This window comes from Gaiella sp. (assembly GCF_035710885.1).
Taxonomy (GTDB): domain Bacteria; phylum Actinomycetota; class Thermoleophilia; order Gaiellales; family Gaiellaceae; genus Gaiella.
Window position 1 is genome coordinate 18,073 of sequence record NZ_DASTCS010000040.1, and the last position, 11,751, is coordinate 29,823.

An 11,751-nucleotide genomic window follows, 5' to 3' on the forward strand; every position below is an offset into this window, starting at 1 on the left:
GCGGTCAGCATAATGACCCGATGGCCCGGGTCGATGGAGAGCCGTTCGCCGGGACGACCGCGCTCCCCGGGGAGCGCTGATGTCCACCGAGGTCAAGCTCCCACGCCTCGGCCAGGGCATGGAGTCCGGTGTGATCGTGCGCTGGCTCAAGTCGGAGGGCGACAGCGTCTCCAAGGGCGAGCCCCTCTACGAGCTCGACACGGACAAGGTCACCCAGGAGGTCGAGGCGGAGGTCGACGGCACGCTGCAGCAGATCGTCGTCGCCGAGGGGGAGGTCGAGGTCGGGGCGACCGTCGCCGTGATCGACGACGGGGCGCCGCCGGCCGAGACCGCGGGGGCCAAGCCGGCAGCCGACGCGGCCGAGGCGGAGCCTGCGGCTGCACCCGCGGCCGATGCCGCGGAGCCGAAGGAGCCCGCGCCGGCGCCGGCTGCCGAAGCGCCAGCTCCTGCAGCAGAGGAGACCGCGGCTCCCCCTGCGGCGACAGATGACAGCGCTCCCGTTGAATCGACGCAAGCTCCCCCTGTCGCCGCCACCCGCGGGGGCGGCCGCGTCAAGGCGAGCCCGCTCGCCCGCAGGATCGCGCGGGAGCGCGGCGTCGACCTGTTGTCGCTCGAGGGCACGGGCCCCGACGGGCGGATCCTCGCCGAGGACGTCGAGAAGGCCGCTGCCGCCGGAACACCCGCGGCGACACCCCGAGCGGCGGCTCCCGCCGCGGCGGAGGTCGAGGTCGTGCAGCTCACCTCGATTCGCAAGACGATCGCGCGCCGCCTCACCGAGGCGTGGGCCGCCCCCGTCTTCCAGCTGGGCGTGACGGCGGACATGGCGGAGACGCTCGGGCTCCGCGAGAAGCTCGTCGAGCGCCTGCCCGAGGGCGACGCGAAGCCGACCGTGAACGACGTGTTGGTGAAGCTCGCCGCGGTCGCCCTCACGCGCCACCCCCCGATCAACGCGACGTTCTCGGGCGAGGAGATCCACCGCTACCCGAACGCCGACGTCGGGATCGCGGTCGCAGCGCCCCAGGGCCTGGTCGTCCCCGTGATCCGGGACGCGGCGCGGAAGACGATCCAGGAGATCGCACGTGCCCGGGCCGATCTCGTCGGCCGTGCACGTGACAACAAGCTGACGCTTGCCGACCTCGAGGGCGGGACGTTCACGATCTCGAACCTCGGCATGTTCGGGGTCGAGCAGTTCACCGCCGTCCTCAATCCGCCCCAGGTCGCGATCCTCGCGGTGGGCGCCGTGAAGGAGGAGGCCGTCGTGCGTGACGGCGAGCTCGAGATCGCCCCGATCCTCCGGATGATCCTGACCTGCGACCATCGCGCGATCGACGGCGCGGACGGCGCGCAGTTCCTCCAGACGCTCGTCGCCCTGCTCGAGCAGCCGACACTCGCGCTGTGACCGCCGAGGCGGCGAAGATCGTCGTCCGGCGCGGCGGCGCCCAGGACATGCGCTTCCTGCGCGACATGCTCCACCACGCGTACTACTGGAAGGAGCGCGCCCCCGACACGGGGCCCGGCCCCGTCGCGCTGTACGTGAAGGCCTGGGGGCGCCCAGGCGATACCGCCATGATCGCGATCGACAAGGGCTTCCCGGTGGGAGCCGCCTGGTACCGGCTGTTCGGCCGCGACCGGCCCGGGTACGGGTTCGTCGACGAGCAGACGCCCGAGCTGGCGATCGCGGTCGTCCCCAACGCGCGCGGCAAGGGCGTCGGCTCGGCGCTCCTCGACGCACTGCTCTCCCGGGCGCGCGCCGCCGGCTACCCCGCGATCTCGCTCAGCGTCGACAGAGCCAACTCGGGTGCGATCGAGCTGTACCAGCGCCACGGCTTCGAGGCGGTGGGGGAGGACGACGATTCCGTCACCATGCTCGCCCGCCTCGGGGCTTCGTCGCCCACGACACCGAACGAAGGGACCGATACCGAATGAACGTCGACGTCGCCGTCCTCGGAGGCGGCCCCGCCGGGTACACCGCCGCGATCCGTGCCGCCCAGCTCGGCGGCAAGGTCGCCTGCATCGAGCAGGAGCCCGCGCTTGGAGGGACCTGCCTGCGCGTCGGCTGCATCCCCACCAAGGCGTGGGTGCAGAGCGCGCACGCGTACCACGACGCGCGGGAGACGTTCGCGAAGCTGGGCGTGCAGACGGGCGAGCCGATTCTCGACTTCACCACGGTCGCCTCCTGGAAGGACGCGGTGGTCGACCAGATGACCGGCGGGGTCGCCTCGCTGTTCAAGGCGAACGGCGTCGAGTGGGTCAAGGGAAAGGGCACGTTCACGGGGCCGACGACGATCGCGGTCGAGGGGACGGAGGAGGTCACGTTCGCGAGCGCGATCGTCGCGACCGGCTCGTTCCCGATGCGACCGCCGATCCCCGGGATCGACTCGGAACGCTGCGTCGACTCGACCGGCCTCCTCGCCCAGACGGAGGTGCCGCGGCGGCTCGTCGTCCTCGGCGGCGGGATCATCGGCTGCGAGTTCGCGTCGATTTTCAACCGCTTCGGCACAGAGGTGACCATCATCGAGATGCTGCCGACGCTGATCCCCGGGGAGGACGAGGACGCCTCGAAGGAGCTCGCGAAGGCGTTCAAGAAGCGCGGGATCACCCAACACCTGTCCAAGCAGTGCGGGCAGGTCGACGACCACGGCGACCACCTCACGGTCCACTTCGGCGAAGGTGAGACGGTCGACTGCGACCTGATGCTCGTCTCGGTCGGACGCGCGGCCCTCGTCGACGGGATCGGCCTCGAGGCGGCCGGAGTCACGTTCGACCGCAAGGCGGTCGGCACCGACGAGCACCGGCGCACGAACGTGCCGCACATCTACGCGGCCGGCGACGTGGCGGGCTACTGGCAGCTGGCGCACACCGGCTTCCGCGAGGGCGAGGTCGCCGCAGAGAACGCGATGGGCCACGAGGCGACGATCGGCGAGCCGTCCGTGCCGCGGCCGATCTACACCGACCCCGAGATCGCCGGCGTGGGCCTCACGGAGGCGCAGGCTCGCGAGGCGCACGGCGACGACGTCGTCGTCGGCCGCTGCCCGTGGGTCGCGATCGCCCGTGCGGTCATGTCCGGCGACACGACCGGCTGGGTGAAGACGATCCACGAGGCCACGTACGGCGAGCTGCTCGGCGTCGTGATCGTCGGGCCGCACGCCACTGACCTGATCGGCGAGGCCGTGGTCGCCCTCGACGCGGAGTCGACGATCGAGACCCTCGCCGACGGCGTCGCGCCCCATCCGACCCTGGCGGAGGGCCTGAAGGAGGCCGCGCTCGTCGCGCTCGGCCGCGCGATCCATCTGCCGCCGAGGCGCCGGTAGTAGGCTGCCGGGATGGCAGATCGCAGAACTGCGCTCCTCGGAGCGTTCGCATGGTGGTTCGCCCGGCGCTGGATGAAGCGGCGGGCCGCGCTGGCCGTCGCCGGGATCGCGACCGGCGCCGCCGCCCAGCGCGGCTGGCTACGGGCGGTCGGCGCGGCGCTGGCCGTCGTGGCGGCGCTCGCGGCAGCGTTTCTCGTGTGGCGAAAGCTGTTCGCGCGGGCCGACGAGGCCCCGGCCACCGTTTCCGGCGGCCCGGCCCCGGTTCCGAGCACACCCGTCGACGGCGGTTCCGTGACGTCCGTCGGCGCCGATGCGGCGTGAACGGTTGGGGGGTGATCCCCAGCGTGCGCGTGGGCGACATGCCCGGCGCCCTGCGGTTCTACCGCGAGGTGCTGGGGTTCGACGTGGAGCGCGGAGGGCCGGAGGACTCGAACTGCGCGCTCAAGCACGGCGACGCGCGGCTGATGCTCGAGACGGCGGCGGATCACTACGGGGACGCGTACAACGCGGCCATCCGCGAGCGGCTGGGAAGCCCCTCGCCGCACGCCCTGTACATCGAGGCCGATGACCTCGAGGCGCTGCACGGCCGCGTCGAGGCCGGCGGGGCCCGGGTGGTCGACCCGCTCGCCGAGCGCCCATGGGGCCAGCGCGAGTTCACGGTCGAAGACCCCGAGGGAAACTGGCTGACGTTCTGGCAGGCCGACGCCGCGAGCTGAGCGGGTGGTCCCTCGCAGCGAGACGACGCCGCTCGCCGGACCGGGGCCGGAGCTGATCCGCCCGGCGCTCGACGGACTCGTGCCGTACGAGCCCGGCAAGCCCGTCGAGACCGTGCAACGCGAGCTCGGGCTCGAGCGGGTTGTCAAGCTGGCATCGAACGAAGGGCCCTTCGGGCCCTTCCCGATCGCGGTCGAGGCAATCGAGCGCGCGCTCGCGGAGTCCAACCGCTACCCCGACGGCGGCTGCTACCGGCTGCGCGAGGCTCTCGCCGGGCGTCACGGCGTCGCCTTCGAGGAGGTGGTCGTCGCGGCGGGCGCCGACGCGGTGATCGGCTACGTCTGCCAGTCGACGCTCGACGCCGGCGACGAGGTGGTGACTCCGTGGCCGTCGTTCCCGAGCTACGTGCTGGATCCGATGAAGCTCGGCGCGCGCACGGTGCGCGTCGAGCTCGCCGAGGGGCGGGTCGACGTCGACGCGCTCCTCCGGGCGGTGACGCCGCGGACGAAGCTCGCCTTCCTGCCGACCGTCAACAACCCCACGGGGACGATGACCTCGCGCGACGACGTGCTCCGCTTCCTCGAGGAGGTCCCCGGGCACGTGCTGACCGTCGTCGACGAGGCGTACATCGACTACGTCGACGAGCCGTCCTTCCCCGACGCGATCGAGGAGGCCGCGAAACGCGGCCGTCACGTGCTCGCGCTGCGGACCTTCTCGAAGATCTACGGCCTGGCGGGCCTGCGCGTCGGCTACGGCGTCGGCGCCGCGCCGGTGATCGCCGCGATCCGCAAGGTACAGCGTGCCTTCGACGTGACGACGCCCGCGCAGGAGGCGGCGCTCGCGAGCCTCGACGGGGCAGCGGAGGTCGCGCGGCGCCGTGCCGTGAACCGCGAGGCGATGACGGCGCTCGAGTCGGTGCTCCGCGAGCACGGCTTCAGCCCGATCTCGCCCGCCGTCGGCAACTTCCTCTTCGTGGACGTGGGCGAGGATGCGGACGCCCTGAACGACGCGCTCCTGCGGCGCGGTGTGATCGTCCGCCCGATGGGCTCGTTCGGGGCGCCGTCGGCGCTGCGGATCACGGCCGGGACGCCGGACGAGATCGCCTTCCTCGCCGAGCAGCTCGCCGCGGTCTTCTCGAAGGCCTAACCGCGGCTTCCGGCGCGTGGGCTACCGTTATGCGCTCGGGCGCGCGGCGCCTCGCTCACCATGCGAACGACGCTGAAGAGAGGAGTCGGCCGCGGCGCGGTGCTCAACGGCAACGGCCGGGCGGCGGTCCCTCCGGCGCCGCTGGGGCCCGTCACGGTCTACCGGCAGCCGCCCCCCGTGCCGCGGAGCGGGCGCTCGCTCCTGCTGCGGATCCTCGGCTGGACGGTGCTCGTGCTCGCCGTCCTCGTCGGCGGCACCGCGGGCGGCGCGTACCTGTACCTCCACGAGTCCGTCGCCGCGGTCGCGCCGAAGTCGGTGGAGGTGAAGAAGGCGCTCAAGGCCCTCGACGTGGCGCTCCCCGGTCAGCCCGCGACCGCGCTCGTGATCGGCTACGACCGTCGCGCGGACGAGGCGAAGGGGACGCCGTCCCGCTCCGACACGCTGATGCTCGTTCGTGCGGATCCGGGCGAGAAGACGATCTCGATGCTGTCGTTCCCGCGCGACCTCACCGCCGAGATCCACTGCCCCGGCAAGAGCCCGTTCACCGCCAAGATCAACGCCGCCTACGCCACGTGCGGGCCGAGCGGGGCGCTCGCCACCGTCGGCGATCTCACCGGCCTTCCGATCAACTACATCATCACCGTCAACTTCCGCGGCTTCCGGCAGCTCGTGGACAGGCTCGGCGGCGTCTGGATGGACGTCGACCGCCGCTACTTCAACGACCACGGCGGGCCGACCGGGTACGCGAAGATCAACCTCCGGCCCGGCTACCAGCGCCTGAACGGCACGAAGGCGCTCGACTTCGTCCGCTACCGCCACACGGACTCGGACGTCTACCGCACAGCGCGCCAGCAGCTCTTCGTCCGGTCGTTCAAGGACCAGGTCGAGTCTGCGTTCTCCGTGACGAGGCTGCCGCAGGTGATCAAGGTGATCACCTCGAACGTCGAGGTCGGCCAGGGAGGCGGGAAGGACGTCAGCGCCAAGACGGTGCTGCGCTATGCCGCTCTCGCGTACTCCCTCCCGCCGGGCCACACGTTCCAGGCGCGGATCGAGGGGCTCGAGGGCTTCGCCGACCTCACGACCTCCGCGGAGAACATCCAGCGGGCCGTGCGCGAGTTCCGCAACCCGGACGTCGAGTCGCCCCGCAAGGCCACGGCCGTCGCGCTGGGCGAGAAGCTCAAGGTCCGTATCCCCGCCCCCCGGGAGACCAGCGTGCTCGTCCTGAACGGCAACGGGGTCGAGGGCTCGGCCTCGACGGCCAGCTACCTGCTCTCGCAGCGTGGCTACCAGATGATCGTGCCGCCCAACGGCCTGCCGGCGAACGCGCCGAGCTACGACTACTTCCGGACACAGGTGCACTTCGACGCCCGCGTGAAGGGCGCGAAGCAGGCGGCCGCGAAGCTCGGGAGCCTCTTCGGCACCGCGGACGTGAAGAAGCTGACGCCGCGGATCAGGGCGCTCGGGAACGACGCGATGATCGTGGTCGTCCTCGGCCAGACCTTCCACGGCAGGCTCGCGTCCGCGCCGATCGACCAGACGCCGAAGCGTCAGCCGGCGGCCGTCGTCTCGGGTGCGAGCGCCGTCGTGGACCTCCTCCGCGAGCATCGTCGCGAGATCGAGTTCCCGCTGATGGTCCCGACCAAGATCGAGCGCTCCTCCTGGATCGACCGCGAGATGCCGGTCCGCACGTACTGGATCGACCCGGACCGGGAGCACAGGGCGGTGCGCCTGACGTACCGCCTCGGGACGAACGAGTACTGGGGCGTCCAGATGACGGACTGGGAGGACGCACCCGTCCTCTCGGGGCGGAACTTCGTCCGCAAGATCGGCGGCCGGCGCTACGAGCTCTACTACAACGGGCCCCGGCTGCACATGGTTGTCCTGCGCACCGACGGCGCGACGTACTGGGTCGTCAACTCGCTGCTCGACCGCCTCTCCAACGAGACGATGATCGCGGTCGCCAAGAGCCTGCAGCCCCTCGCCAGGGTCGGCAGGGCCGCGGGCACGGCCTAGGCGGCACCCGGCACAGACGATCTCGTGTCACCGACCATCTAGCCCACCGGGCGCTGCGACTATCGTGCCGCGCGACATGGGCGAGCAGGGAAAGCGGGTCGCCGTCTTCGGCGCGGGCTACGTCGGTCTCGTGACCGGCGCGTGCTTCGCGGAGCTCGGCCACCGCGTCACGGTCAGGGACGTGATCCCCGAGAAGATCGCGATCCTCGAGCGCGGAGAGGTCCCGATCTACGAGCCGGGGCTCGACGAGCTGCTCGAGCGGAACCGGCAGCGCCTCACGTTCACCACCGACGTGGGCGAGGCGATCGACGGCGCGGAGTTCGTATACGTCGCGGTCGGGACGCCGCCCACCTTTTCCGGTGACGCCGACCTCTCGGCGGTCTGGACGGTGATCGACGAGCTGCCTCCGGTCGACCACCGGATCGTGGTCGCGATGAAGAGCACGGTCCCGGTCGGGACGGGGGCGAAGGTGCGCCACCGCCTCGACGCCAGGGGCCTGGGCCACGTCGGCTACGTCTCGAACCCCGAGTTCACCGCCGAAGGGACGGCCGTCAAGGACTTCATGGAGCCCGACCGGATCGTGATCGGCTCCTTCGATCAGGTCGACGCGGACGCGGTCGCCGCGCTCCACGAGGGCATCGACGCGCCCATCGTCCGCGCCGACGTCGCGTCCGCGGAGATGATCAAGCTCGCCGCGAACGCCGCGCTGATGACGCGGATCTCGTTCATCAACGAGATTGCGAACGTCTGCGAGGCGACGGGCGCCGACGTCGTCAAGGTCGCGGAGGGGATCGGATACGACCGCCGGATCGGCAACAGCTTCCTCCGGGCCGGGGTCGGCTTCGGCGGCAGCTGTTTTCCGAAGGACTCCCTCGCGCTGAAGCAGCTGGCGGCGAACTCGGGCTACCACTTCCAGGTGCTGAACGCGGTGATCGAGGTCAACGAGCTTCAGAAGCGGCGCGTGATCGGCAAGCTCTCGGAGCTGCTGGGATCGCTGCGGGGCAAGCGCATCGCGTTGCTCGGGCTCGCCTTCAAGCCGAACACGGACGACACGCGCGAGGCGCCGGCCTTCGTGCTCGCCGGGCGGTTGCTCGCGGAGGGCGCAGACGTCGTCGCCTGGGACCCGATCGCGAGCAGCGACGGGCTCCACGGCGTCGAGCAGGTCACGACCGTCGAGGAGGCGGCGCGGGACGCGGACGCGGTCGTGCTCGTGACCGAGTGGCCGCAGCTGCGAGACGTCGACTGGCCCGCGATCGTCGCGACGATGCGGCGGCCCGTCTTCGTGGACGGCCGGAACATGCTCGACCCGGGGGCGATGCGCGGCGCGGGGTTCACGTACGACGCGATCGGCCGCGCGGCGCCGACCGGCTGATGGAGGCGATCGTCCTGGCCGGGGGGAAGGCCGAGCGGCTGGGCGACGCGACCGGCGGGCTGCCGAAGTCACTGGTGACTGTCGGCGGACGGCCGCTCCTGGCCTGGCAGCTCGGGCGGCTCGCGCGGGCCGGTGTGGAGCGCGTGATCGTCAGCTGCCTCGGAGGGCAGGAGCGCGCCTTCCTGGAGGGGCTCGGTGGCGCGGGCGTCGAGGTCGTGTGCGCCGGGGAGCCGGAGCGGCTCGGGCGGGGCGGCGGGATCCGCTTCGCGGCCGGCTTCCGCAAGGAGTCGGGCGACGTGCTCGCGATGAACGGCGACGAGCTCGTGGACGTCGACTTCACCGCACTCCTCGAGGCGCACCGGGCGACGAGGGCGGCCGCGACCGTCACCGTCGCGCAGCCACCGTCGCAGTTCGGCCAGGTCGACCTCACCGACGACGACCTCGTGACGGGCTTCCACGAGGTCTCGCGCGTGCCGTACTGGGTCAACTGCGGGATCTACGTCCTCGGCGAGGAGGCGCTCGCGCGGTTCCCCGAGAAGGGAGACCACGAGACGACGGCGTTCCCGGAGCTCGCCGGCGAGGGAAGGCTGCGTGCCTTCCGTCACACCGGCATGTGGCTGACCGTCAACACGCCCAAGGAGCTCCGACGCGCGGACGACTACGTGGCGAAGCACCCGGAGTGGCTCGCGTGAGCGCCGCAGGCGGGCGGAGCCCGTACGCCGTCACCCCTCGTCGCGTGGAGAAGCCCTGGGGGTGGGAGCTCGTCTGGGCGGAGGCCGACGCGTACGTCGGCAAGCTCCTCTTCGTCCGGGCCGGCCAGTCGCTGAGCCTGCAGTACCACGAGGTGAAGGACGAGGCCTGGCTCGTCCAGGAAGGGCGCGCCGCCCTCGAGCTGGGCGAGCTCGACGGGAGGCTCGAGACCGTCGAGATCACCCCGGGCGACGCGTTCCGCTACCGGCCCGGCACCGTGCACCGCGTGACCGCGATCGAGGACACCCTGATCGTGGAGGTCTCGACCCCGCACCTCGACGACGTCGTGCGGCTCGAGGACCGCTACGGCCGCGAGGGGACGAGCGCCCCCTAGCCAGGGTGTGTCCCGTTAGGCCCGGATGGCGCGGCTCCTCGAGGCGCGGTCTCAGCATCTCCGCGCCGTGTAGAGGATCGACACGCACGAGCGCATCACGCGGCCGCCGAGCTGCCCGTCGACGACGTCGACAATTCGATCGAGGACGCTCTCCCGGTCGGCAGGGGCCAGCGCGAGGATTGGCGAGAACGTCGCGAAGAGCATGCGTGCCCGCCGGGCGTCGAGCTCGAGCTTCCAGCGGAAGACCTCGATCTCTGGGGCGTCGAACGAGCCCGTGCGGGCAAGGTCCGCCGCGCGCGCCTCGCGGTCAAACGCGAACGCTCCCGCGCGGTCCCGCCGGCTCTGGCCGGGCAGAGTCGGAAGCGGCTCCAGAATCGGCTCCAGCGCCTCGAACAGGTCGTCGGGGTCGTCCGGGTCGTGGAACAGCGTCCACCAGCAGGCCCACCAGCCTCCGGGGGCAAGCACGCGGCGGATCAAGCGCAGTCCGACGTCCTGATCGACCCAATGCCACGCTGTCGCGCTTGCCGCGAGGCGGACGCTTCCGGGCGCCAAGTCGATCTCCTCGAACGGCACGACCGCGATCGTGATCCGGCTGCCGAACCGCCGCCGGAGATACGCCGCAAGCGCAGGGTTGGGCTCGACGACCGTGAGCGGCTCTGCTCCTCGAGCCAGCAGGTCGGCGGTCGCCTGACCTGTGCCTGGGCCGATCTCGAGTGCCGGCGTGCCGGGGGCCAGTCCACAGCGATGGGCTAGCGTGTCGAAGATCCCCGCGGGATACCCGGGACGGCCGACGGCATAGCGCTCCGGATCCGTCCCGAAGACGCGTTGCGCGCTTGGCCCGACCGTACCGACGCCGGTGCTTCGACTGCTGATCCGGGTTCGAGGCCTCACCCGGGACCTAGAAGTAGAACGTCTTCCAGGCCTCCCACCACGTCTCCGCGGTGACGGAGATCGTCCGGTCGTCGACCCCTTCGACGCCCGCCCGGAACCGGAGCTTGTCGACGGCGAGCGTGTGCTTGAACTCGACGATGATCTCGCACGGGCTGCCCGGGCTCCACGGCGCCACCGCCTTCAGATCGGACAACGCCTGCTTCGCGCCCGCCTCGATCAGCTCACGTGCCCGCAACGGCGGGATCTGGCGCGCGGAGGTCGCGCCCAGTCCCTGCTTCACGGCGACGGTCGTGAGGCCCTCTCCCAGCAGCGCGCGGCCCTCGGCGCAGGCCACGTCGTCGCCGGTCACCAGCAGCACCGGGCAGTCCCACGTGCCGCAGAGCGCGGCATGGATCCCGGTCTCGCCGACGAGCGTGCCGTTGAAGCGCAGGTTGAGGTAGTCCCGGCCCGAGACGGTGTGGTTCATGACGCCCCTGCCCGCACCGGCCATCGCGTGCATGCCGACGAGCAGCGCTGCGTCGCACCCCTCTTCGAGGAAGCCCGTGTACTCGGTCCAGTCCTGTTGCACGACGAACTCGCAGCCGGGGTCGAGCAGGTCGGGCACGAGCGAGTTGAACGACCACTCCTCGCCCGCGCCGTGGCAGTCCATGACCACGATCTCCGTGGCACCCGCGGCCCTGGCGCCGCGGACGGCGGCGTTGATCTCCTCCGTGTACAGCTTGCGGCCCTCGTCGTACATCGGCTTGCCGCCGGCCGTCTGCGGCCCCTTGACGATTCCCGAGACGCCCTCCATGTCACTGATCACGTGGACCCGCACGCGGCAAGCCTAGACCCCCGACTACCTTGACACATCCGTGGTAAGGTTTGCCGCGATGCAGACCTACACGGTCAGCCAGGCGGCCGAGCGCACCGGTTGGTCGCCCCGGATGCTGAGGTACCTCGAGTCCACGGGGCTCGTCGTCCCGGAGCGGAGCGCGGCGGGCTACCGACGCTACGGGTCGCAGGAGCTGGAGCTCCTGCGCGGGCTGGCCGAGCTGCGCCGGCGGTACGAGGTCGAGCTCGACGACGTCGCGTTCGTCGTCCGCCTCCGCCGCGAGCCCGAGCTCCGTGCCGCCGTGGAGAGCTGGCTGACCGGCGCGACCGTCCCGGCCGAAGGGGCGAGCGAGGCCGACTGGATCGAATGGGAGCAGCGCAAGCACGAGCGTCTGCTCGTCGCCTGA

13 protein-coding genes are annotated in these 11,751 nt (G+C 71.6%); 11 read left to right on the top strand and 2 right to left on the bottom strand.

Features of this window, described 5'->3' with window-relative positions; genetic code table 11:
* The first annotated feature begins 79 nt into the window (after positions 1 to 79).
* The 10 genes from VFO26_RS09340 to VFO26_RS09385 all read left to right on the top strand — a co-directional run bounded on the left by VFO26_RS09340 (position 80) and on the right by VFO26_RS09385 (position 9,640).
* The gene (locus VFO26_RS09340; RefSeq protein WP_325114689.1) at positions 80 to 1,399 is read left to right on the top strand and encodes a dihydrolipoamide acetyltransferase family protein; all 1,320 of its coding nucleotides are present in this window, start codon (positions 80 to 82) and stop codon (positions 1,397 to 1,399) included.
* A complete protein-coding gene (locus VFO26_RS09345; RefSeq protein WP_325114690.1) occupies positions 1,396 to 1,926 on the top strand; it encodes a GNAT family N-acetyltransferase in 531 nt (176 codons plus the stop codon). Before VFO26_RS09340 ends, VFO26_RS09345 begins: the two co-directional genes overlap by 4 nt.
* Positions 1,923 to 3,311 carry a dihydrolipoyl dehydrogenase gene (gene lpdA, locus VFO26_RS09350; protein ID WP_325114691.1) on the top strand — a complete coding sequence of 463 codons (1,389 nt, stop codon included), beginning with the start codon at positions 1,923 to 1,925 and terminating at the stop codon, positions 3,309 to 3,311. Before VFO26_RS09345 ends, lpdA begins: the two co-directional genes overlap by 4 nt.
* A 12-nt stretch (positions 3,312 to 3,323) precedes the next feature.
* Positions 3,324 to 3,632, top strand: coding sequence for a hypothetical protein (locus tag VFO26_RS09355; RefSeq protein ID WP_325114692.1), 309 nt, complete (start codon positions 3,324 to 3,326; stop codon positions 3,630 to 3,632).
* An 11-nt stretch (positions 3,633 to 3,643) separates the two neighbouring features.
* Entirely contained in the window at positions 3,644 to 4,027 is a 384-nt protein-coding gene (locus VFO26_RS09360; protein WP_325114693.1) for a VOC family protein, read from the top strand.
* A gap of 4 nt (positions 4,028 to 4,031) precedes the next feature.
* Entirely contained in the window at positions 4,032 to 5,171 is a 1,140-nt protein-coding gene (gene hisC / locus VFO26_RS09365; RefSeq protein ID WP_325114694.1) for a histidinol-phosphate transaminase, read from the top strand.
* A 60-nt stretch (positions 5,172 to 5,231) separates the two neighbouring features.
* Entirely contained in the window at positions 5,232 to 7,184 is a 1,953-nt protein-coding gene (locus VFO26_RS09370) for an LCP family protein (RefSeq protein WP_325114695.1), read from the top strand.
* A gap of 76 nt (positions 7,185 to 7,260) precedes the next feature.
* Entirely contained in the window at positions 7,261 to 8,556 is a 1,296-nt protein-coding gene (locus tag VFO26_RS09375) for a UDP-glucose/GDP-mannose dehydrogenase family protein (protein ID WP_325114696.1), read from the top strand.
* A complete protein-coding gene (locus tag VFO26_RS09380; protein WP_325114697.1) occupies positions 8,556 to 9,248 on the top strand; it encodes a nucleotidyltransferase family protein in 693 nt (230 codons plus the stop codon). The genes VFO26_RS09375 and VFO26_RS09380 overlap by 1 nt, the downstream gene beginning before the upstream one ends.
* Positions 9,249 to 9,292: 44 nt before the next feature.
* Positions 9,293 to 9,640, top strand: a complete 348-nt coding sequence (locus VFO26_RS09385; protein ID WP_325114698.1) for a cupin domain-containing protein — start codon at positions 9,293 to 9,295, stop codon at positions 9,638 to 9,640.
* Between the two features lie 51 nt (positions 9,641 to 9,691).
* Here VFO26_RS09385 and VFO26_RS09390 read toward each other — a convergent pair whose 3' ends face one another.
* Both VFO26_RS09390 and VFO26_RS09395 read right to left on the bottom strand, forming a co-directional pair.
* The gene (locus VFO26_RS09390; protein WP_325114699.1) at positions 9,692 to 10,531 is read right to left on the bottom strand and encodes a class I SAM-dependent methyltransferase; all 840 of its coding nucleotides are present in this window, start codon (positions 10,529 to 10,531) and stop codon (positions 9,692 to 9,694) included.
* Between the two features lie 7 nt (positions 10,532 to 10,538).
* Positions 10,539 to 11,348 carry a M55 family metallopeptidase gene (locus VFO26_RS09395; protein WP_325114700.1) on the bottom strand — a complete coding sequence of 270 codons (810 nt, stop codon included), beginning with the start codon at positions 11,346 to 11,348 and terminating at the stop codon, positions 10,539 to 10,541.
* Positions 11,349 to 11,403: 55 nt separating this feature from the next.
* Between VFO26_RS09395 and VFO26_RS09400 the strand changes: the two genes are divergently transcribed.
* The gene (locus VFO26_RS09400; RefSeq protein WP_325114701.1) at positions 11,404 to 11,751 is read left to right on the top strand and encodes a MerR family transcriptional regulator; all 348 of its coding nucleotides are present in this window, start codon (positions 11,404 to 11,406) and stop codon (positions 11,749 to 11,751) included.

Excerpts from the sequence above, each read along its gene's own strand:
- VFO26_RS09340 (WP_325114689.1), top strand. The coding sequence starts at position 80 with ATGTCCACCGAGGTCAAGCTCCCACGCCTCGGCCAGGGCATGGAGTCC.
- lpdA (WP_325114691.1), top strand. The coding sequence starts at position 1,923 with ATGAACGTCGACGTCGCCGTCCTCGGAGGCGGCCCCGCCGGGTACACC.
- VFO26_RS09355 (WP_325114692.1), top strand. The coding sequence starts at position 3,324 with ATGGCAGATCGCAGAACTGCGCTCCTCGGAGCGTTCGCATGGTGGTTC.
- VFO26_RS09370 (WP_325114695.1), top strand. The coding sequence starts at position 5,232 with ATGCGAACGACGCTGAAGAGAGGAGTCGGCCGCGGCGCGGTGCTCAAC.
- VFO26_RS09375 (WP_325114696.1), top strand. The coding sequence starts at position 7,261 with ATGGGCGAGCAGGGAAAGCGGGTCGCCGTCTTCGGCGCGGGCTACGTC.
- VFO26_RS09380 (WP_325114697.1), top strand. The coding sequence starts at position 8,556 with ATGGAGGCGATCGTCCTGGCCGGGGGGAAGGCCGAGCGGCTGGGCGAC.
- VFO26_RS09400 (WP_325114701.1), top strand. The coding sequence starts at position 11,404 with ATGCAGACCTACACGGTCAGCCAGGCGGCCGAGCGCACCGGTTGGTCG.